The 19646-nt window shown below is 73.9% G+C and carries 21 protein-coding genes; 4 read left to right on the top strand and 17 right to left on the bottom strand.

The window, feature by feature from the left end; all coding sequences use genetic code 11:
• Window positions 1–179 precede the first annotated feature (179 nt).
• On the bottom strand, window positions 180–509 hold the full coding sequence (locus LXM90_RS12560) for a hypothetical protein (RefSeq protein ID WP_020095393.1): 330 nt from the start codon (window positions 507–509) through the stop codon (window positions 180–182).
• 259 nt (window positions 510–768) lie between these two features.
• Here LXM90_RS12560 and LXM90_RS12555 point away from each other — a divergent pair, with 259 nt between their 5' ends.
• A complete protein-coding gene (locus tag LXM90_RS12555) occupies window positions 769–1626 on the top strand; it encodes a S49 family peptidase (RefSeq protein ID WP_020095394.1) in 858 nt (285 codons plus the stop codon).
• 4 nt (window positions 1627–1630) lie between these two features.
• Here the strand turns inward: LXM90_RS12555 and LXM90_RS12550 are convergent, their stop codons facing one another.
• From LXM90_RS12550 to LXM90_RS12540, 3 genes are all read right to left on the bottom strand, one after another.
• Window positions 1631–3106 carry a methyl-accepting chemotaxis protein gene (locus LXM90_RS12550; protein WP_234082811.1) on the bottom strand — a complete coding sequence of 492 codons (1476 nt, stop codon included), beginning with the start codon at window positions 3104–3106 and terminating at the stop codon, window positions 1631–1633.
• Between the two features lie 99 nt (window positions 3107–3205).
• Window positions 3206–3349 carry a hypothetical protein gene (locus LXM90_RS12545; protein ID WP_234082810.1) on the bottom strand — a complete coding sequence of 48 codons (144 nt, stop codon included), beginning with the start codon at window positions 3347–3349 and terminating at the stop codon, window positions 3206–3208.
• Between the two features lie 97 nt (window positions 3350–3446).
• On the bottom strand, window positions 3447–4472 hold the full coding sequence (locus tag LXM90_RS12540) for an NAD(P)-dependent oxidoreductase (RefSeq protein ID WP_326491901.1): 1026 nt from the start codon (window positions 4470–4472) through the stop codon (window positions 3447–3449).
• Between LXM90_RS12540 and LXM90_RS12535 the strand changes: the two genes are divergently transcribed.
• Entirely contained in the window at window positions 4425–5447 is a 1023-nt protein-coding gene (locus tag LXM90_RS12535; RefSeq protein WP_020095397.1) for a P1 family peptidase, read from the top strand. The genes LXM90_RS12540 and LXM90_RS12535 overlap by 48 nt on opposite strands.
• A gap of 122 nt (window positions 5448–5569) precedes the next feature.
• On the top strand, window positions 5570–5836 hold the full coding sequence (locus tag LXM90_RS12530) for a GCG_CRPN prefix-to-repeats domain-containing protein (RefSeq protein WP_100252347.1): 267 nt from the start codon (window positions 5570–5572) through the stop codon (window positions 5834–5836).
• A 66-nt stretch (window positions 5837–5902) separates the two neighbouring features.
• On the opposite strand, the gene LXM90_RS12525 is transcribed toward LXM90_RS12530, so the two are convergent.
• The 10 genes from LXM90_RS12525 to LXM90_RS12480 form a co-directional block, all read right to left on the bottom strand.
• Window positions 5903–6517 (bottom strand): NIPSNAP family protein, encoded by a 615-nt coding sequence (locus tag LXM90_RS12525; RefSeq protein ID WP_020095399.1) that lies wholly within the window; start codon window positions 6515–6517, stop codon window positions 5903–5905.
• 106 nt (window positions 6518–6623) lie between these two features.
• Window positions 6624–6905 carry a hypothetical protein gene (locus LXM90_RS12520; protein ID WP_020095400.1) on the bottom strand — a complete coding sequence of 94 codons (282 nt, stop codon included), beginning with the start codon at window positions 6903–6905 and terminating at the stop codon, window positions 6624–6626.
• On the bottom strand, window positions 6902–9292 hold the full coding sequence (locus LXM90_RS12515) for a response regulator (protein WP_020095401.1): 2391 nt from the start codon (window positions 9290–9292) through the stop codon (window positions 6902–6904). The genes LXM90_RS12520 and LXM90_RS12515 overlap by 4 nt, the downstream gene beginning before the upstream one ends.
• A 52-nt stretch (window positions 9293–9344) precedes the next feature.
• On the bottom strand, window positions 9345–10241 hold the full coding sequence (rarD, locus tag LXM90_RS12510) for an EamA family transporter RarD (protein WP_020095402.1): 897 nt from the start codon (window positions 10239–10241) through the stop codon (window positions 9345–9347).
• A gap of 146 nt (window positions 10242–10387) precedes the next feature.
• Entirely contained in the window at window positions 10388–10990 is a 603-nt protein-coding gene (locus tag LXM90_RS12505) for a pyridoxamine 5'-phosphate oxidase family protein (RefSeq protein WP_020095403.1), read from the bottom strand.
• Entirely contained in the window at window positions 10987–11319 is a 333-nt protein-coding gene (locus LXM90_RS12500) for a lipid-A-disaccharide synthase N-terminal domain-containing protein (protein WP_020095404.1), read from the bottom strand. The genes LXM90_RS12505 and LXM90_RS12500 overlap by 4 nt, the downstream gene beginning before the upstream one ends.
• The gene (locus LXM90_RS12495; protein WP_020095405.1) at window positions 11313–12104 is read right to left on the bottom strand and encodes a glycosyltransferase; all 792 of its coding nucleotides are present in this window, start codon (window positions 12102–12104) and stop codon (window positions 11313–11315) included. Before LXM90_RS12495 ends, LXM90_RS12500 begins: the two co-directional genes overlap by 7 nt.
• Complete coding sequence (locus LXM90_RS12490; RefSeq protein ID WP_020095406.1) at window positions 12101–13822, bottom strand: ArnT family glycosyltransferase; 1722 nt, start codon at window positions 13820–13822, stop codon at window positions 12101–12103. Before LXM90_RS12490 ends, LXM90_RS12495 begins: the two co-directional genes overlap by 4 nt.
• A 165-nt stretch (window positions 13823–13987) precedes the next feature.
• Window positions 13988–15178, bottom strand: coding sequence for a cystathionine beta-lyase (metC, locus tag LXM90_RS12485; protein ID WP_020095407.1), 1191 nt, complete (start codon window positions 15176–15178; stop codon window positions 13988–13990).
• Between the two features lie 107 nt (window positions 15179–15285).
• Window positions 15286–15459, bottom strand: coding sequence for a ribosome modulation factor (locus LXM90_RS12480; RefSeq protein WP_020095408.1), 174 nt, complete (start codon window positions 15457–15459; stop codon window positions 15286–15288).
• Between the two features lie 88 nt (window positions 15460–15547).
• Between LXM90_RS12480 and LXM90_RS12475 the strand changes: the two genes are divergently transcribed.
• Window positions 15548–15817 (top strand): hypothetical protein, encoded by a 270-nt coding sequence (locus LXM90_RS12475; protein ID WP_020095409.1) that lies wholly within the window; start codon window positions 15548–15550, stop codon window positions 15815–15817.
• A 100-nt stretch (window positions 15818–15917) separates the two neighbouring features.
• On the opposite strand, the gene ntrC is transcribed toward LXM90_RS12475, so the two are convergent.
• From ntrC to dusB, 3 genes are read right to left on the bottom strand one after another with little or no spacing between them, the layout of a single operon-like run.
• Entirely contained in the window at window positions 15918–17384 is a 1467-nt protein-coding gene (ntrC, locus tag LXM90_RS12470) for a nitrogen regulation protein NR(I) (RefSeq protein ID WP_012319142.1), read from the bottom strand.
• Between the two features lie 48 nt (window positions 17385–17432).
• Complete coding sequence (locus LXM90_RS12465) at window positions 17433–18575, bottom strand: two-component system sensor histidine kinase NtrB (protein ID WP_020095410.1); 1143 nt, start codon at window positions 18573–18575, stop codon at window positions 17433–17435.
• The gene (dusB, locus tag LXM90_RS12460) at window positions 18572–19606 is read right to left on the bottom strand and encodes a tRNA dihydrouridine synthase DusB (RefSeq protein WP_026605285.1); all 1035 of its coding nucleotides are present in this window, start codon (window positions 19604–19606) and stop codon (window positions 18572–18574) included. Before dusB ends, LXM90_RS12465 begins: the two co-directional genes overlap by 4 nt.
• Between the last annotated feature and the right edge of the window lie 40 nt (window positions 19607–19646).

Genomic DNA, 19646 nt, shown 5'->3' with positions numbered 1-19646 from the left:
CTCACGGCCGTTCCCGGGTGGCGCGCGATGCGCCGGAACGGCCTCTCGGAAGAGCAGTGATATCAGACGGTTAAATAAGGTTTTCCGAGGCCGCCCGCAAGGTCGCAGCGCGGCTGCCGGCGCGCGTCCCGGCAGGGATGCGCCCCGGCCCGATCGGGCCGGGGCGCGCAGGGCTGCGCTCAGTAGAACGTGACGTGCCGGTGGCCGTACGGACGGGCGTACGGGCGGCCATGCCAGACGTGGTGGCGGTGCCAGTGCCGGCGGAAATGGTGGTGCCGGTGCCAGTGATGGCGACGGTGCCAGTAGTGGCGGCGGTGGTGCCAGTGGCGGCGCCAGTGGTGGCGGCGGTGCCAGTGGCGGCGGTGGCGCCAGTGGGCCTGCTGCACCGCGGGGGCGGGCGCGGCGGCCTCGGCGCTCGCGGGGACCGGCAGGGGCGCCGCGCGCGCGGGCGCACTCGCCAGCCCGCCGAGCAGCGCGGCGAGGAGGACCAGGATCGGCCAGGGTCGCATCGTTTCTCTCCCGTGTGAGCGCCCGTCCGAGTCCAGCGGATCCGGGCCGGCACGAGGCTCGCGCCGTCGCCTGAAACGGCCAAGGTCGGCAAACGGTTCGATCCGTTCCGACTGCGCAGACGCGCCGCCCTCGCGCACCACCCTCGCGCACCACCCTCGCGCACCGCCCTTGCGCGGGGCCGGAAAGCGCCCAGTTTCCGGAGCAGGCGCTTCCGGGCCGTCTCCCGCCCGGCTTCCCGACGAGCCGCGTAAGACTCCCATGGCGTTCGCGTTCCCCGACACATTCCGCGCCCTCCTCCCGCGCCGCTTCCGGGACCGACGCCCGCGGGTCGCGGTGGTCCGGCTGTCGGGCACGATCGGGGCGGTCTCGCCGCTCCGGCCGGGGCTCTCGATCGGGGGCGTCGCGGGCAGCCTGGAGCGCGCCTTCGGGATGCCGGGGGTGAAGGCGGTGGCGCTGGTGATCAACTCGCCCGGCGGCTCGCCGGCGCAGTCGCACCTGATCCACCGCCGCATCCGGGCGCTGGCCGAGGAGAAGGGCGTGCCGGTGATCGCCTTCGTGGAGGATGTCGCGGCCTCCGGCGGCTACATGATCGCCTGCGCGGCCGACGAGATCGTCGCCGATCCGACCTCGATCATCGGCTCGATCGGCGTGGTCTCGGCCGGGTTCGGCTTCCACGGCCTCCTGGAGAAGCTCGGTGTCGAGCGCCGGGTGCACACGCAGGGCGAGGCGAAGTCGATGCTCGACCCGTTCCGCCCGGAGGATCCCGCCGACGTGGAGCGCCTGAAGCGCATCCAGGCCGACGTGCAGGACCTGTTCACCGGCCTCGTCACGGCCCGGCGCCCGGGCCTGTCGACGTCCGAGAACCTGTTCACCGGCGCGGTCTGGACCGGGCGGCAGGCGCTGCCCCTCGGCCTCGTCGACGCCCTGGGCGACGTGCGCACCGCGATGCGCGCGCGCTTCGGCGAGAAGGTCGACCTGCGCCTCGTCGCCGAGGCGCGCGGCGGCCTGCTCTCCCGCATCCTGCGCCGGGGCGGCGCGCCGGGCGGGATCGACCTGGCCGAGGGGGCGATGGCCGCGTTCGCGGAGCGCGCGGCCTTCGCCCGCTACGGGCTCTGAGGGCTCAGGCCGCGACCTGACCGAGGAAGCGCTCGATCTCGCCCTCGAGGTCGGCCGCGACCGCGTCGACGGTCTGAGCCGCCTCGGTGACCGTGGCGGCCATGCGGGCCGAGCGCCGCGCGGCGCCGGCGACCGTGGTCAGGCCGCCCGCGATGGCCTCGGTGGCGCCGGCCGTGTCGGCGACGTTGCGGGAGATCTCGGCGGTGGCCGCGCCCTGGGCCGAGACCGCCGACGCGATCCCGCCCGTGGTGGCGCTGACCGCCCGCATCCGCTCGCCCATCCGGCCGATGGCCGCCACGGCCGCCGTCGTCGAGGCCTGCACGCCGGCGATCTGGCTGCCGATCTCCTCGGTCGCCCGCGCGGTCTGCGACGCCAGCGCCTTCACCTCCGCGGCCACCACGGCGAAGCCCTTGCCGGCGGCGCCCGCCCGGGCGGACTCGATCGTGGCGTTGAGCGCCAGCAGGTTGGTCTGCTCGGCGATCTGGCGGATCAGCCCGACCACCGCGCCGATGCGCCCCGCGGCCTCGGCGAGCTCGCCGATCTCGGCGTTCATGGCGTCCGACTCCGCGGCGGCCGTGGCCACCAGGGCCTCGGCCTGGTCGAGCTGGGTCCCGATCTCCGCGATGGAGGCGGAGAGCTCCTCGGCGGCGCTCGCGACGGTCTGGACGCTGGCGGAGGTCTCGTGCGAGCCGCGCTCGGTCTCGGCGACGGCGGCCTCCGCCTCGGCGGAGCTGGCCGCCATCTCGCCGGCCCGGGCGCGCATCGCGCCGGTGCTGGCGGTCAGCGCGTCCTTCAAGCGGACGATCTGGCCCCGGAACGCCTCGATGGCGCGGTCGAGCGCGGCCCGCCGCCGCGTCTCGTCGGCCGCGCCCGCGCTCTGCAGGCTCTCGAGTTCCCGGGTCCGCAGGCCGGAGACGCGCAGCACTTCGAGGGCGCGCGCCACCGTGCCGATCTCGTCGCCGCGCGCCGCGTGGGGGATCGCCGAGTCCAGGTCGCCGGCCGCGAGGGCCTCGATCCGCGCGGCGATCGTCGCGAAGGGCCGGAACAGTCGCGCCGCCGCCAGCCCCACGAGGGCGCAGGCCAGCACCGCGATGATCAGGGCGGCGACGCTGAGGCTCGTCATCGTCTGGGCGTGGGCGTCGAAGTACATCTCGATCGGCAGGCCGACGAACAGGATGCCGTTCACCTTGCCGGCGGCGTCGACCGTCGGCTGGTACACCGTGTGGTAGCGCCGCCCGAACAGGGTCGCCGGCCCCTCGTAGGTTCGCCCGGCGCGGATCGCGGCCTGGGCCGGGCTGTCGGCGGCGAGCGCCGTGCCGACCGCGCGGGTCCCGTCCTCCCGGCGCACGGTGGTCTGGCGCCGTACGAAGCTGTCGGAGGCGGGCTCGTAGCTGAACACCGTCGCCAGGCCGCCCGAGTAGGCGACGGCGTCGTCCACGACGCGGGCATCGGCGAAGCCCGACAGGCTCGGCGTCGACACCCGGGCGACGCGCGCGCCGTCGAGATCCGCCGCCGCGCCCTCGACCCGCGCCGCCAGGACGAGCGCCAGAGTTCTCAGGTTGCGCTCGCCGTTGGTGCGCTAGCGCACCTCCATCTGCGACCAAGTTTGTCGCGAGACCGTAATCCAGATGGCGCCGGCGGTGAGTGTCACGGCGAGCATCGCCAGCAGGATGACTTTCGTCGACAGAGTCATCCTGCGCAGCGAATAGGAATGTGTGCGCATCTATTGGTATCCGTGCCTATAGCCGGCCGGACACTCTGTCGTGAGGTTGAAATGACGGGTTAAGGTTCGCCAGAAAGGCGAGCCATTGCCGCAGATTTCAACCCTGCCCTGCGCGCCGGGCGGAGACGCGGGCGAGCGCCGCCAGATCCTTCTCGCCGTCGCCGTGGCTGATCGCCTCGATGAGACCGTCCCGCAGCACGCTGGCGAAGGGCATCGGCACCCCGGCGCCCTCGGCCGCCTGCAGGGCGAGCCGCACGTCCTTGGCCCCGAGCCTGAGGATGAAGCCCGGCGGCTCGTAGCGGTTCTGTGCGATCGAGGCGCCGTAGCCCTTGTAGACCGGCGAGGCGAACAGCGTGTTGGTCATCAGGTCGAGGAACTCGGCGCCCGGGACGCCGTGGCCCTCCGTCAGGGCGCAGGCCTCGGCCATGGCCTCGATCGCCGAGATCAGCATGAAGTTGCCGGCGAGCTTGACGGCGTTCGCCCGCGTCGGGTCGTCGCCGAAGCGCCAGGTCCTGGCGCCCATCGCGTCGAGGAGTGGGCCGGCGCGGTCGATGAGGGCTCCCTCTCCCGCCGCAACGATGTTGAGCTTCCCGGCCTCCGCCACGTCCGGCCGCCCGAAGACCGGGGCCGAGACGTAGGGGACGCCGGCCCGCGCGTGGACGGCGGCGAGCTGCTTCGCCAGGGCCACCGAGACCGTGCTCATCCCGATATGCAGGCCGGGGCGCTCCGGCCGGTCGAGGAGGCCGCCGGCCACGATCACGGCCTCGAGTGCCGCGTCGTCGGCCAGCATGGTGATCACGGCGTCCCCGGCGAACGCCTCGGCGGCGCTCGCCACGGGGGTGACGCCGTCGATGCCGCGCGCGGCCTCCGGCGAGCGGTTCCAGGCGCGCACCGTGTGGCCGGCCCGGGCGAGATTGGCCGCCATGGCGCGACCCATCCGCCCCATCCCGATGAATCCGACGTCCATGCCGTGCTCCTCGACGCGCTGTGCCGTCTGCCAACTGGGAAATCCCGGCCGGCGGTCAACGGCCCCGGCCGGATTTGCGGCGCTCGCACGGCGTGGCAAGCTCGATCCATGCTGCAGAATCGCATCACCGACATTCCCGGCCTGCGGGTCGGCCACGCCACCGACCTGCGGCTCGCCAGCGGCGTCACCGCGATCGTGTTCGATGAGCCGGCCATCGCCGCGGTCGACGTGCGCGGCGGCGGGCCGGGCACCCGCGAGACCGACCTGCTCGACCCCGAGCGCACCGTGGAGCGGGTCGACGCCTTCGTGCTCTCCGGGGGCTCGGCCTTCGGCCTCGACGCGGGGGCGGGCGTGGCGGCGTGGCTCGCCGAAGCCGGGCGCGGCTTCCCGGTCGGCGCCATGCGGGTGCCGATCGTCCCCGGGGCGGTCCTGTTCGATCTCCCCAACGGCGGGGACAAGGCCTGGGGCCGCTATCCGCCCTATCGCGAGCTGGGCTTCGAGGCCGCCGCGGCCGCGGCGGAGGATTTCGCCCTGGGCTCGGTCGGGGCCGGGACGGGCGCGCGCACCGGGCGACTGAAGGGCGGGATCGGATCCGCCTCGGCGCAGGTGCCGGGAACGGGCTTCCGCGTCGGGGCGCTCGCGGCCGTGAACGCCTTCGGCAACGCGACGATCGGCGCCGGGCCGCATTTCTGGGCGGCGCCCTTCGAAGAGGGCGACGAGTTCGGTGGTCTCGGCGCGCCGGTCCGGGTGCCGCCGGAGGCACTCGCCTTCCCGGCCCGGGCGCTGCCGGGCGCCGCCACGACGCTGGCCGTGGTGGCGACCGACGCGGCGCTGACCAAGGCGCAGTGCCGGCGCCTCGCGGTAGCCGCGCAGGACGGCCTCGCCCGCGCGCTCGTGCCGGCGCACACGCCCCTCGACGGCGACCTAGTCTTCGCCGCGGCGACCGGCGCCGTGCCCCTCGCCGAACCGGTGGTCGACCTCGCCCGCCTCGGCGACGTCGCCGCGCGCGTCCTGGCCCGGGCGGTGGCCCGCGGCGTGTTCTCGGCGACGAGCCTGCCCGGACACGCGCCGTCATTGCCCCTGGCCGGTACAGGGCTTCCACCGGCCTGGCGCGACCTGTTCGGCGCCTGATCGGCGGCCCCGCCCGCGCGCGGAACGATGCCGCAGGCCCGGGGTTACTGGCCGCGGCCGGAGGCCGCGACGCGGCCCGGATCGCACCGGGCCGCGCCCTGTGCTTAGCGGGAGAGAATCTCATGAGAATGACCGGCCTGATCGTCGCCGCGTCCGTCGCCCTGTTCGCCGGCGGAGCCCAGGCGATGCCCGTGGCACCGCTGACCGGCGGCGACGCCGCCGTCACCCTCGTCCGCGGCGGCTGCGGGTTCGGCGCCCATCGCGGGGCCTACGGCGGCTGCCGCCTGAATCGCGGCCCGCGCGGTGCGATCCGCCGCGCCGTCACCGGCGCTCCCCGCGGCTGCCCGCCCGGCCTCTATCGCGGCCCGCGGGGCGTCTGCCGCCGCTGAGTGACGGCGCTGGCGCCGCCCCCTGGGGTGGCGCCAGCGCGGGTTGCGGCTCTCGAGGGATGGCGGTCAGCGCAGGGGCGAGCGCCCCTGGGGGAGCGCGATCGTCGCGGTCGCCTCGGCGATCTGGTCCGGGCCGCCCTTCGGCGGCCAGATTCCCGCCTCGTAGGCGCGGGACCGCAGCGCGGCCCGCTCCTCGAGGCTCGGGAAACCCCAGATGTGCGTGATGCGCGGCGCGCCGTCGAGGGCGTACATGTTGACGACGAGGTGCTGCGTGTAGGCGCGTGCCGGCTCGATCGCGGCCTCCCAGGCCGCGAGGGTCGGCGGCAGGCCCCCCGGCTTCTGGCGATAGGTCCGGATCTCGTACACCCCGCCCCGGTCGCCCGTCCGGATCGGCGGCAGGAAGGGGAACGGGGCGTAGCTGTCCATCTCCAGCGCGGTGATCACGTGCCCGGCGTTGAACGGGTTGGCGCTGAGCAGGGCGCGCCGGCGCTCGGCGGTCATGTCCTCGGGCGCCGCGAAGCCGCGCAGCACGATCAGGCGCCCCAGCGTCCCGATCTCGGTGCGCCAGCAGCCGACCAGCTCGCCCTTGGCGTCGGGATCGTCCAGCCAGGCCTCGACGCCGGCCGAGACCTGACCCACCGCGAGCAGCGGGCACGAGAGGGTCGCGAGTTCGTACAGCATGGGCGCCTCGGCGACGTCGTCCCGTCGACGTCACGCCGTCAAAGCGGGAGATCGTCTTTCGTTGCCATCGGGACGCGCGGACCAGCTCCGCGCCGCCGGCCGAGCCTCACAGCTCGGCGCGGGCATCCTCCAGCAGCTGCGCCAGCCCGCTGTCGACCTCCTCGGCGAGCATCGTCCGCTCGGCGTCGGTGAGGTCCTTGGCCCAGGCGCCGCTGCCGAACCCGTCCGTGCAGCGCGCCCGCTCCGAGGCGATGTAGGCCTCGGTCTCGACCGGCCGGGTCTTCATCGCGTGGACGAAGCCGAACCACGCCGCCCGCTCCACCACCGCGAGCCGCGCCCGCAGCCGGATGGCCACCGCCTTCTCCGGATCGATCCCGTCCGCGCTCATCGTGGTTCTCCCGCGTCCTTCTCGGCCAGCCGATCCAGCAATCCCTGGAGCTGCCCCGGCACCGGCTCGGTCGCCGAACGCGCGTAGAGGACGCGCAGTTGCCGGCCGATCTCCGCGAGGCTCATGGAGCCCTTGGCGATCACCCGGTCGGCCTGCCGGTTCAGGCTCTCCTTCTCGGCCGCCGTGACCTCCTTGGCGGTGAGCACCACCACGGGCACGTCGCCGTCGGGCCGTGACCGCAGCGCCCGCAGGAAGCCGAACCCGTCCATCTCGGGCATCATCAGGTCGAGCAGGATCAGGCTCGGCCGCGCCTGGCTGACCCGCTCCAGGGCGATCCGGCCGTTCTCCGCCTCGTCGACGGTCCAGCCCTCGCGGCCGAGCGAGCGGCGCAGGCGCTCCCGGGCATCCGCGTCGTCGTCGACTACGAGGACCCGCGCCTCGTTCGGCGCCGCGGGCCGGTAGCGCTCCATCAGGCCCTTGAGCCGGTCCCAGTCGATCGGCTTGACGAAGTAGTCGGTGGCGCCGAGCGCCTGGCCGAGCCCCTGCTCGGCCACCACCGAGGTCATGATCACCGGCGTCCCGGCGAGGTCGGGGTCGTTGCGGACCGCGTGCAGGACCGCCCAGCCGTCCATGCGCGGCATCTCGACGTCGAGCAGGATCGCCCGCGGCTTCAGGGCCCTGGCGAGCGTCAGGCCGGCGCGGCCGTCGTTGGCGCTGCGGACGTGGAAGCCCTCGCGCTCCAAAAAGCGCTGGAGCAGCTCGCGGGCGGCCGGGTCGTCGTCAACCAGCAGCACCGTCTCGTGCTCCTCGTGCGGCTCCACCGGCGTGTGCGCCTCGGCCTCGGTCGGCGGCGCGTCCTCCGGGCGCAGGGTCGCGGGCAGGCGGATCGTGAAGATCGCGCCCGCGCCCGGGGTGCTGGCGACGCCGATATCGCCGCCCATCGTCCGGCAGAACGCGCGGGTGATGGCGAGCCCGAGGCCCGTCCCCCCGAACTGCCGGGTGGTCGAATCGTCGGCCTGGACGAAGCGCTCGAACAGGCGGTCGATCTGGGCCTCGGTCAGGCCGATGCCGGTGTCGGCGACCGCGAAGGACAGCCAGTCGGCCCCAGCCTCGCGGTGCCGCCGCACCGTCAGGGTGATCGTCCCCCGCTCGGTGAACTTCGCGGCGTTGCCGATCAGGTTCAGCAGGCACTGGCGGATCTTGGTCTGGTCCTGGTGCATGGAGCCCAGGCCGGCCTCGCCCGCCGCGCCGGCGTCGAGGACGAAGCGGTTGCCCTTCTTCTCGACCAGGGAGCCGGTGGAGTCGGTGACGTCCCGGAGCAGGTCGGCCACCGTGAAGGTCTCGGCCGAGGCGGTCATGCGGCCGGCCTCGATCTTCGAGATGTCGAGGACGTCGTTGATCAGCGACAGCAGGTGACGGGCGGCCGCCTCGATCTTGCGCAGGTCCGGCAGCAGGGCGGCCTGGCCGATATCCTCCAGCTCCTCGCCGAGCATCTCGGAGTAGCCGATCACCGCCGAGAGCGGGGTGCGCAGCTCGTGGCTCATGTTGGCGATGAACTGGCTCTTGGCCCGGTTGGCCGCCTCGGCGGCCTGTCGGGCGCGCTCCACCGCCTCCTCGGCCTCCTTGCGCTCGGTGACGTCGACGCAGGTACCGACCCATTCCCGCAGGGAGCCGTCCTCGGCGAGAACCGGCACGCCGCGCACCTCCATGGCGCGCCAAGCCCCGTCGTGCCGGCGCAGCCTGTACTCGACCTCGTAGGTCGCGCGCGCCTCCACGCAGGCGGCCCAGGCATCGGCCGCGTGACCCCGGTCGTCGGGATGGACGGCGTCCAGCCAGCCCCAGCCCTGGTAGGCCTCCTCGGTCTGGCCGGTATAGGTGCTCCACCGGACCTGCGGCGGCATCAGCTCGCCCGCCGCATCCGTGTTCCAGATCACAGCCGCCGAGGCGTCCACCAGCGCCCGGAAGCGCTGCTCGGAATGGCGCAGGCGCTCCTCGACCGCGCGGCGGACGGTGATGTCGGTGTTGGTCCCGTACCAGCGCAGGATCCGCCCGGATTCGTCCCGGTAGGGCAGCGCCTTCGACAGGAACCAGCGGTAGCTTCCGTCGCGGCCGCGCAGCGGGAACGTGTCTTCCCAGGACCGGCCCAGCGTGATCGCGGCGCGGTAGCGCTCGGTCACCGACGCGACGTGGTCCGGGTGGTGGACCGTGCGCCAGCCCCAGCCCCGCATCTCGTCGAGGGAGGTGCCCGTGTAGTCGTACCAGCGCTGATTGTACCAGACGATGGTGCCGTCGGCCTCGGCGATCCAGGCGAGCTGCGGCAGCGTCTCGGCGAGGTTGCGGTAATCGGCATCCGTGACGGACCCTGGGCCGCTCTCAGTCTCGCTCATCGACCCGACGCTGTCCCGTCACCCGCCCCGCGGCGGCTTGAACCAGTATTCCTTATACACGCATCGCGTCCGGATCCGACCGCGGGGCCGCGGGGGCCGGCGGCCGGCGAAACCGCAGGGCGTCGATCGTGTAGAGCGCGAGCGCCACCCAGATCAGCGCGAGCATCAGCGCCCGATGCGGCTCGACGCGCTCGCCGTAGACGAGGACGCTCAGAACGAGCAGGCAGGTCGGCGCCACGTACTGCAGGAGGCCCAGGGTCGTGAGCCGCAGGCGCACCGCCGCGGCGGCGAACCAGATCAGCGGCAGCGCGGTGGTCAGCCCCGTGAGCATCAGCAGGGCACGGTCCCCCGGCGCGGCCGGCAGGAACGGCTCGGGCGACAGGACGAGCCAGACGATCGCCGCCGGCAGCAGCAGCAGGGTCTCGGCCAGGAACCCGACCAGCGCGTCGACGCCGACGATCTTCCGGGCGAGCCCGTAGAGGGCGAAGCTCACCGCCAGCGACAGTGACATCAGCGGCAGTTCCCCGGCCCACACCACCGCGACGGCGACGCCCGTCGCGGCGATACCGATCGCGACGGCCTGCGCCGGCCGCAGGCGCTCGCCCAGCACCACCCGGCCAAACGCCACGCTCACGAGGGGATTGATGTAGTAGCCGAGGCTCGCGTCGAGCAGGTGCCCGCCGCTGACGGCGTAGAGGTAGAGCAGCCAGTTCACGCCGATCATCGCCGCCGAGAGCACCAGCAGCGCGTGGCGCTTCCGGAGCGGCAGCGGCAGGTTGAGGCGGTGGCGGGCCGCGAGGATCAGCGCCAGCGCGCCGGCGAACACGCTCGACCAGACGATCCGCTCCGACAGGATGTGGTACGGCGTGTAGGCCCCGAGCATCCGGAAATGCACCGGGACCACGAGGCCCCAGCTCAGATAGGCGGCGAGCGCGTAGACGAGGCCCACGGAGTCCTCCCGGTCGACCCGGATGGGCGGCCGGGTCCGCGGGCTTTAGCCCGGACGGCCCGATCGCGACAGGCCGGGCGGTGCAGGGCTGCCATCTGGACCGGCGAGCCGACCCCGGGCGGCCCGGCTCGCGGACGGCGCTCCGGCTACGGCGCGATCCAGCCACCGGACCACCCGCCGGCCAGCCGATGCCAGGCGGCCCGGCGGTGTCCGCGGCGGTCGAGATAGAGGAAATCCAGCCGCTCGGCCCGAACCAGAACGGCGGCGAAGTGCGGCCGGCCGAGCGTCGCGGCCGCGGTCTCGTCCGGCAGGCTGTAGGCGTCCCCCGCCGGAAGCGACGTGCCGGGGCCGGGCTCGGCCCCGTAGCAGACCCGGCTCATCGCCCGGGACCCGGTCCAGGCCGCCTCGGCCAGAGCGTCGTCGGTGTGCAGCGCGGCGCGGCCCTCGACGCGGATCTGGATCTTCGCGGCCGCGTCGTAGGCGGCGAGGGCGCAGGCGGGGGCGGCCAGGATCTCGGCGGCCTTGTCGGAGCGGCGGTCGCAGTGGAACCGGAGCGTTCCCTCTCCCGGGTCGGCGGCGCGCAGGACCACGGTGCGCAGCCGCGGCCCGCCATCGGCCCCGAGCGTCGCCAGGGTCGGCAGGTGGACGCCGCCACGGCCATGGGCGGCCCCGTCCGCCAGCAGCCGCCAGAGTTCCGCGAAGGTGGCGTCGAGGTCGTCGTAGAAGGCGGGCAGCGGCGTCCGTGTCATGCGGCGCCCCGCTTCCTCCGCCGCTCGCGGAAGATCAGCGCGAGGTTGCGCAGGTAGATGCCGGTGGAGAGGCTCTGGCCGATGATGATCACCGGCTCGCGGCGCACGAACCCGTAGACCAGCGTCATCATCCCGCCGAGGATCGACAGGAACCAGAACGACAGCGGCATCACGCTCCGCCCGGCCCGCTCGCTCGCGATCCACTGCAGGATGAAGCGCGATCCGAACACCACCTGGGCGACGATTCCGAACACCAGCCAGAAGTCGAGCCGGGTGACGAACACGTCGTAGAAATAGGCCGGCAGATCGTGGGCGAGCTGGATCAGCATCCGACGTCCTGGTCCGCGGGTTGGCCGGCCGGCGGCTCCGCCGGCGCGCCGGCCGGGCCGGCGATCTCCTCGGGCCGCGGGTCCGCGCGCTTGCGCCGGATCAGCCACCAGACGCCGGCGAGGTCGAGGAGCCCGACCCAGAGGCGGTCGAACAGGCCGTAATTGGACACCCCCGTCAGCCGCGGCCGGTCGACCACGTCGCGGTGGACGACGGAGAAGCCCTCGCGGGCGACCAGGGCCGGCATGAACCGGTGCAGGGCGTCGAAATACGGCAGCCTGAGATACACGGCGCGGCGGAAGACCTTCAGGCCGCAGCCGGTGTCGCGGGTGGAATCGTTGAGGATCCGGCCGCGCACGCCGTTGGCGATCCGGGACTGGAGCATCTTGAAGCGGCCGTCCTTGCGGCCGCGCCGCTGGCCCTGGGCGAGACCGGCCCCCGGTCCCGCCGCCTCAAGGGCCTCGAGCAGCGCGGGGATGAAGGCCGGATCGTTCTGGCCGTCGCCGTCGAGGGTCGCGACGATCCCGCCGCGGGCCGCCAGGACGCCGCTGCGCACCGCCGCCGACTGGCCGCCGCTCCGCGCGTGGCGCAGCACCCGCAGCCAGGGGCGCCCCGCCCGGGCCGCCGCCAGGGCCGCCGGCGTGCCGTCGGTGGAGCCGTCATCCACGTAGATCAGCTCGAAGGCGAGGCCCGCGCAGGCGGCCTCGATCTCGGCCACCAGGGGCGCGATGTTGCCGGCCTCGTTCTTGACCGGAACGACGACGCTGAGATGGGGGGATCCGCTCACGGCGCCACCGCGTAGGCCGTCACGAAGACCCGGCGGCCGGTGTTGAGGTTGAAGCCCTCGACCTCCGCCAGGGGCGCGGGCGCGCCGCGTCCCACCGGCCAGGCCGCGTTGAAATCGTCGCGGTCCCGGGACTCCACGAAGAGCAGGCGGCAGCCGCCGCCCTCGAGGAAGGACCGGGCGGCGGCCCCGTCGGGCGGCAGGGCGAGGCCGGTGCCGACGAGGAAGACGAGGCTCGGCTCGCGGTAGCCGAGGCTCGCCACGAGCGGGTTCGGGCAGGGCATCCGCTCGCGCAGGGCCGCGAGCCGCGGCGAGACCTTCAGGGCCGGCAGCGAGCGCTGCGCCACGCCGAGCACCGCGGGCCCGAGCAGGGCGGAGGCCAGCACGCCGAGGACGAGCGCGCGCTCGGCCGACCCGTGCGCGAAGGCGAGCCAGGCCAGGAATGCGACCGCGCAGGCAGCGGCGAGCAGCGGGAGGGCCGGCCACGGGATCGTGTGGGCGTCCAGGCGCCAGCCGGCGAGGCAGAGGCCGAGGGTCAGGGCGACCGGGATCGCCGGCAGCAGCAGGGCCGTCAGGCGGGCGCCCCGCAGGCGCGGGTCCAGCGCACCCCGGTTCAGCGCCAGCACGGTCAGGATCGCGAGCCAGGGCATCAGCGGCAGCACGTAGTGGGGCAGCTTGGTCGGCACCGCCTCGAAGATCAGCCAGGCCGGCAGCACCGCGGCGATCAGGAAGATCACGGCGGGCTCCCGCCGCGCCCGCCACGCGAAGGGCAGGCTCATGGCGGCGAAGGCCGCCCCGGGCCAGAAGGTCGCGAAGAACACGAGCGCGTAGGCCCCGGGCGGTCCCCAGTGCCGCTCGGCCACCCCGCCGACCTTGCCGAGCATGTCGTGCCCGACCGCCTCGGCGTAGAACGCGCCGCCGCTCTTCCAGGCGATCGCCGCGAACCAGGGCGCCACCAGCAGGAGCGTCAGGGCGAGGCCCGGCCACGGCCGCAGGGGCAGCAGCCAGCGGCCGGACCGCGCGACGAGCGACAGGCCGAGCGCCGGCAGCGCGACGAAGAGCGGCACCATCGGCCCCTTCACCAGGATCCCGACCGCCATGCCGAGCCAGAACGCCGCGAAGGTCGGCCCCGAGACCGGCCTGCCGTCCCGCGGCGCCAGCCACGCGCGGGCGAGCGCGGCGAGGCTCGCGGTGGCGCAGGCGGCGAGCAGCGCGTCGGTCTTAGCGAGGTGGGCCTCGGCCGAGAGCATCAGGCAGGCGCCGTAGAGGGCGGCGGCGAGCAGCGCCGACCGTCGGGGCAGGAAGGCGAGCGCCCCCCAGTAGGCGAGCAGGACCGAGGCGACGGCGCCGATCAGCGACGGGATGCGGTACAGGGCGATCTGGGTGCGGGCGCCGGGCACGCCCAGCGCCTCGCCGGCCGCCACGGCGGCGGCCTGCGCCCAGTAGATCCCCACCGGCTTCTTGTGCCGCGCCTCGCCCTGGAAGCGGATATCCACGAGGTCGCCGCTCTCCAGCATCTGCTTCGAGGCCTGGGCGAAGCGGGGCTCGTCGCGGTCCATCGGCTGCAGCGAGATCTGGCCCGGCAGGAACAGGAGCAGGCACAGCGCCAGCAGGGCGGCGGCGGCCCTGGCATGGGTGAGGCTCAGCGCGTCGAGCCCGCGGCCGATCCGGTCGACGGGGGCAAGGCGCGGCGCGCCGCCGGCGGAGAGGCTCGTGGTCATGCCGGGCCGGTCAATCAGGAACGCGGCGCGAGGTCAAATACGGTGGTGCCGTCGCCGGTCGCGACGGCGCGCACGCACATCACGATGCGCGGATGTGGCGCCGCTCCCGCCGCGCGTCCCGGCCCTGAGGTTCGCCGGTCCCCGCCCGTCGGGGACGGGACCGCCCTACGACGCCGCCCGGAGGCGCGCGAAGCCGGCGTCGAGGTCGGCCTTGAGGTCGGCGGTGTCCTCGAGGCCGATGTGGAAGCGGAGCGCCGGTCCGCCGGGCGCCCACCGGGTCGCGGTCCGGTAGCCCGCGCAGTCGAAGGGGATCACGAGGCTCTCGAAGCCGCCCCAGGAGAAGCCCATCCCGAAGAGCTGCAGCCCGTCGAGCATGGCCGCCACCGCCGCCTCGGGCACCGGCTTGAGGATCACCCCGAACAGACCGGAGGCGCCCGCGAAGTCGCGCTTCCAGATCGCGTGGCCCGGATCCTCCGGCAGGCCGGGATGGAGCACCCGCAGCACCTCGGGGCGCGCCTGGAACCACCGGGCCATCTCAAGGCCGGCGCGGCCGTGCTCGCGCAGCCGCAGGTTCATCGTCCGCAGGCCGCGCAGCGCCAGGAAGATGTCCTCGGCGCCGGCGCACATGGCGAAATGGTCGAAGGTGCGGCGCACGGCCGGGTAGTAGCGCGCGTTGGCGGAGGTCAGGCCGATCAGCAGGTCCGAGCCGCCGCTCAGGTACTTGGTGCCGGCCTCCACGGCGATGTCGACCCCGCGCGCGTGCGGCGGGAACAGCAGCGGCGTCGCCCAGGTGTTGTCCATGATCACGCAGGCATCGTGGGCGTGCGCCACCTCGGCGATGGCCGGGATGTCCTGCATCTCGAAGCTCTGAGATCCGGGCGCCTCGACCAGCACGGCCCGGGTGTTCGGGCGCATCAGTTCCGCGATGCCGGCGCCGATGACCGGGTCGTAGTAGGTGATCTCGACGCCGTAGCGCGCCAGCACGCCGTCGCAGAACTGGCGGGTCGGCCGGTAGGCGGAATCGGTGACGAGGAGGTGGTCGCCCGCCGACACCGCGGCCATCAGCGCCACGGTGAGCGCCGCGAGGCCCGAGGGCGTCACGACGGTGCCGGCGGCGCCGGCGAGTTCCGTCCAGGCCCCCGTCAGCGCGTCCATGGTGGGCGTCGCCGAGGTGCCGTAATTGTAGCGCCCGCGCCGGTTCTTGATCGCGTCGTAGGTCGGGTAGAGGACCGTGGAGCCGCGGTAGATCGGCGTGTTCACGAAGCCGTGCTGCTCGCCCGGGTCGCGGCCCGCGTGGACGAGGCGCGTCGCGGGCGCGAAGGTCTGCGTGGCGTCGGGCGAGGGCTTCAGGGACATCGAGGCTCGGAGATCGCGTTGCGGTGCACCGCACGAAGCGCGCCGCGCCCGGCGAGGTCAAGCCGGACGCGCGGGCTCGCAGTGCCGGGCCGCCGCGTTTTCCGCCGTCACGGCTTCTCGGGCGGATCCGAGACCGCGGCCTCCTCGTAGGCCTCCATCCACGCGGCGCGCTCCTGGGAGCCCTCCGGATAGGGGCATTCGCTCACGGGCTTCCCGTAGAGGCGCGCGTTGCGGCCCTGGATGAACGGGCTGTCGCTCGCGGTGGCCTGGACGTTGGTCAATATCGCCTCCCGAAGACTTGGAGTGGGGCTTCGTTAACGGCCGCGCCGTAAATCTGTTGCCGTCTCAAGTCGCGTCCCGGGTGGTCGCTTGCGTATCCTGCGTTCCCTCCTCGGCGCCGTCCTCGTCCTCGTCTCGACGGCGACCGTCGCCCTCGTCAGCGCCGACCGGCTCGCCCATCTGGCGCCGGCGCCGGTGGTCCGTGCCGCCCAGGCCGAGCCGTCGGCGACGGGGTCGATCCCGCTTACGGCGAAGGCCGCACCGGCGCCGAAGCCGGCCGTGCCCAGCATCCCCAACGGGTTCGACACGGAGCGGCTGCACGCGCTGATGCGCGGCGACCCGATCCTGCCGGGCCGCTGAGAGCGGGCCGGAGCGCGCTCATCCCACCCTCCGCGTGATCCCGGGGCGCGCCGCGCGCACCTCGGGACCTGGGATGTGTTGGGATCGGCCGGGGATCGCCCTACCGCGCCGTCCGGAAGACCTGCAGGTCGAGGTCGCGGACCTTCTTGCGCAGGGTGTTGCGGTTGACGCCGAGCAGCTCCGCGGCCCGAATCTGGTTGCCGCGGGTGGCGGCGAGCGCCGCGCCGATCAGCGGGCCTTCGATCTCCCGCAGGATCCGGTGATACAGCCCGGGGGGCGGCAGCGTGTCGCGATAGCCGGAGAAGTAGTCCGAGAGGTGGCGCTCCACCGCGCTGGACAGGGTCTCCGACTCGCCGTTGGCCTTGCGGGCGGCGCCGTTGGCGGCCGGCGCCGCGGGTGTCGCCAGCGGCAGCGTGTCGAGCTCGGCCTCGATCACCGGGCCGGTGATCGTCTCCTGCGGGTAGAGGGCGGCGAGCCGCCGGACGAGGTTCTCGAGCTCGCGGACGTTGCCGGGCCAGCGGTAGCGCTTCAGCCGCTCCATGGCGTCGCCGTCCAGGGTCTTCCGGGTCAGGCCCTCGCGCTCGACCAGCACGAAGAAGTGGCGGACGAGGTCCGGCACGTCCTCGGAGCGCTCGCGCAGGGCCGGCAGCCGCAGCGGCACGACGTTGAGGCGGAAGAACAGGTCCTCGCGGAAGATGCCCTGCTGGATCGAGACCCGCAGGTCCTTGTTGGTGGCCGCGATGATCCGGACGTTGGTGCGGATCGGGACGCGCCCGCCCACCGTCGTGTACTCGCCCTGCTGGAGCACGCGCAGCAGCCGGGTCTGCGCCTCCATGGGCATGTCGCCGATCTCGTCGAGGAACAGCGTGCCGCCCTCGGCCTGCTCGAACCGGCCGGCGGAGCGCTGGAGCGCGCCCGTGAACGCGCCCTTCTCGTGGCCGAACAGCTCGGACTCGATCAGGTCGCGCGGGATCGCCGCCATGTTGACCGGCACGAACGGGCCGGTGCGGCGGCGGCCGTAATCGTGCAGCGCGCGGGCGACCAGCTCCTTGCCGGTGCCCGACTCGCCGGTGATCATCACGGTGAGGTCGGTCGGCATCAGCCGGGCGAGCGCCCGGTAGATCTCCTGCATGGCCGGCGAGCGGCCGACCAGCGGGATGTCCTCGTTCTCGGGGGGCGCCCCGGCCGGCGCCGCGCCGCGGGGGCGCGAGAGCGCCCGGCCGACGATGGCGATCAGCTCCTTCAGGTCGAAGGGCTTGGGCAGGTACTCGTAGGCGCCGCGCTCCGAGGCGCGGATCGCCGTCATGAAGGTGTTCTGCGCGCTCATCACGATGATCGGCAGTTCCGGCCGCACCCGCTTGATGCGCGGCAGCAGGTCGAACACGTTCTCGTCGGGCATGACCACGTCGGTGATGACGAGGTCGCCCTCCCCCTGCGCGACCCAGCGCCAGAGGGTGGCGCAGTTGCCCGTCGAGCGGACCTCGTAGCCCGCCCGGGACAGCGCTTGGTTCAGCACGGTGCGGATGGCGGCGTCGTCGTCGGCGACGATGATGTGGCCGTTCGGCATGACTCTCTACTCAGACCTCCGACGGGGGGCCGGATTCGGGGATCGACATCACGGATCGACCGCCGATTCGCGCCCGTCCCGGGCACTCGACATCGGCAGAAGGATGCGGAACGCCGTGCGGCGCGGGGCGGGATCGCACTCGACGATCCCGCCGTGATCGCCGACGATCTTGGCCACCAAAGCAAGACCCAGGCCGGAACCCTGCGCCTTGGTGGTGACGAACGGGTCGAACAGGTCGGGCAGCAGGTCGGCCGAGATGCCCGGGCCGTTGTCGCGCACCGCCACCTCGATCGGCAGGCTGACCCGCTCGCGGGAGCCCGGAACCTGCAGGCGCAGGCCGGTGCGGAAGGCGGTCGACAGGGTGATCTCGCCCTCGACCGCGTCCGGGCCGATCGCCTCGGCGGCGTTCTTCACGAGGTTCAGGATCACCTGGATCAGCTGGTCGCGGTTGCCGAGCACCGGCGGCAGCGACGGGTCGTAGGTCTCGATGAACCGGATGTGCCGGGCGAAGCCCGACTGCGCCGAGCGCTTCACCTGGTCGAGCACCCCGTGGACGTTGACGGCGCCGCGATCCGAGGGGCGCTCGTCGCCGAACAGCTCCATGCGCTCGACGATGCGGACGATCCGGTCCGACTCGTCGCAGATCAGGCGGGTGAGCAGCCGGTCCTCCTCGGCGCCGGTGCTCTCGAGGAGCTGCGCCGCGCCGCGGATGCCGGCGAGCGGGTTCTTGATCTCGTGGGCCAGCATCGCGCCGAGCGCCACCATCGAGCGCGCCGCGCCGCGATGGGTGAGCTGGCGGTTCATCTTGTCGGCGATGGTGCGCTCCTGGAGCATCATCACCACGGCCTCGCCGTCGTCGCCGAGCGGCGTCGCGAACACGTCGACGCTGCGCTCCAGGCCGAGGCGCGGCTGGGTCAGCTCGACCCGGTACTCGCTGACGCTGGCGCGGCGGCGGCGGACCTCGGCCACGAGCGCGATGATCGGCGAGGCGAACGGGATGATGTCGCGCAGGCGCCGGCGCTGCATCAGGCGCGCCGAGTAGTCGAAGAACGCCTCCGCGGCGTGGTTGCAGTGGAGAATCTGCTCGTCGGCGCCGATGGTCAGGACCGGCAGCGGCAGCGCGTTCAGGACGGCCTCGGCGGCCGTGTCGCGCCGGGTGCCGGGTTCGCGCGGGAGGGGCTCGTCGCTCACGCGGCCTCCTGCACGGGGTTCGCCGCACCCGCGAAGGCCCGGGCCAGCAGGTTGAGCGCGATCTCCGGGTCGGTGGTGGTGAGGAGGGTCGCGCGTTCCGCGGGACCCAGCGCGCCGCCGGTCTCGGCATAGGCGGCGAGGTGCTTGCGGGCGTGGCGCACGCCCATGTCGCGGCCGTAGAGCGACAGCAGCCCCGCGTAATGCTCGGCGGCCAGGACGGCCTGCGCGGCCCGGGACGGTTCCGCGGCCGGCCGGCCCGCGAGCGCCGCGGCGACTTGGCCGACCAGCCAGGGGCGGCCGGTCGCCGCACGGCCGATCATGACGCCCGCGGCGCCGGAGGCGTCCAGGCAGGCGCGGGCGCTGGCGAGGTCGGTCACGTCGCCGTTGGCGATCACCGGGATCGACACCGCCGCGACGACGGCCCCGATCGCCGACCAGTCGGCGCTGCCTTTGTAGAATTGCTGCCGGGTGCGCCCGTGGACCGTCACGGCGTTCAGGCCCAGCCGCTCGGCCCGGGCGGCGAGATCCACGGCGTTGCGGCTCGCGTCGTCCCAGCCGAGGCGCATCTTCACCGTCACCGGGACCGACACCGCGCCCCGGACCGCGGCGAGCAGGCGCTCGGCGTGGTCGAGGTCGCGCATCAGGGCCGAGCCCGAGGCGATCCCCGTCACGATCTTGGCCGGGCAGCCCATGTTCACGTCGATCACGTCGGCGCCCCCGGCCTCCGCGATCCGGGCGGCCTCCGCCATCGGGCCCGCCTCGCAGCCCGCGAGCTGGACCACGTGCAGGTCGACCCCGGAGCCCTCGGCGCGCATCGCGGCCTCGCCGGACCCGCGCGCGAGTTCCCGGGCCGCCACCATCTCGGAGACGACCGCGTCGGCGCCGCAGCGGCGGGCGATGCGGCGCATGTGCAGGTCGGTGACGCCCGAGAGCGGCGCGAGCAGGCAGAGCGGGGCGGGATCGGTCCCGTTTGCCCCCTCCGCGGTCGCTCCCGCACGGCGCAGCGCGCTCAAATATTGGTCAGTCGTCATTCTGCACAACAATGAGGCAAAGCCGGTCCGCTGGCAAGCG

The organism is Methylobacterium oryzae (assembly GCF_021398735.1).
Lineage (GTDB): Bacteria > Pseudomonadota > Alphaproteobacteria > Rhizobiales > Beijerinckiaceae > Methylobacterium.
The sequence above is the reverse complement of the archived record's forward strand: the minus strand, read 5'-3'. Positions and strand labels throughout refer to the sequence as shown.

Coding starts and splice junctions, on each gene's coding strand:
- LXM90_RS12560 (WP_020095393.1), bottom strand. CDS start 509: ATGCGACCCTGGCCGATCCTGGTCCTCCTCGCCGCGCTGCTCGGCGGG.
- LXM90_RS12555 (WP_020095394.1), top strand. CDS start 769: ATGGCGTTCGCGTTCCCCGACACATTCCGCGCCCTCCTCCCGCGCCGC.
- LXM90_RS12545 (WP_234082810.1), bottom strand. CDS start 3,349: ATGCGCACACATTCCTATTCGCTGCGCAGGATGACTCTGTCGACGAAA.
- LXM90_RS12535 (WP_020095397.1), top strand. CDS start 4,425: ATGCTGCAGAATCGCATCACCGACATTCCCGGCCTGCGGGTCGGCCAC.
- LXM90_RS12530 (WP_100252347.1), top strand. CDS start 5,570: ATGAGAATGACCGGCCTGATCGTCGCCGCGTCCGTCGCCCTGTTCGCC.
- LXM90_RS12525 (WP_020095399.1), bottom strand. CDS start 6,517: ATGCTGTACGAACTCGCGACCCTCTCGTGCCCGCTGCTCGCGGTGGGT.
- LXM90_RS12520 (WP_020095400.1), bottom strand. CDS start 6,905: ATGAGCGCGGACGGGATCGATCCGGAGAAGGCGGTGGCCATCCGGCTG.
- LXM90_RS12515 (WP_020095401.1), bottom strand. CDS start 9,292: ATGAGCGAGACTGAGAGCGGCCCAGGGTCCGTCACGGATGCCGATTAC.
- LXM90_RS12505 (WP_020095403.1), bottom strand. CDS start 10,990: ATGACACGGACGCCGCTGCCCGCCTTCTACGACGACCTCGACGCCACC.
- LXM90_RS12500 (WP_020095404.1), bottom strand. CDS start 11,319: ATGCTGATCCAGCTCGCCCACGATCTGCCGGCCTATTTCTACGACGTG.
- LXM90_RS12490 (WP_020095406.1), bottom strand. CDS start 13,822: ATGACCACGAGCCTCTCCGCCGGCGGCGCGCCGCGCCTTGCCCCCGTC.
- metC (WP_020095407.1), bottom strand. CDS start 15,178: ATGTCCCTGAAGCCCTCGCCCGACGCCACGCAGACCTTCGCGCCCGCG.
- ntrC (WP_012319142.1), bottom strand. CDS start 17,384: ATGCCGAACGGCCACATCATCGTCGCCGACGACGACGCCGCCATCCGC.
- dusB (WP_026605285.1), bottom strand. CDS start 19,606: ATGACGACTGACCAATATTTGAGCGCGCTGCGCCGTGCGGGAGCGACC.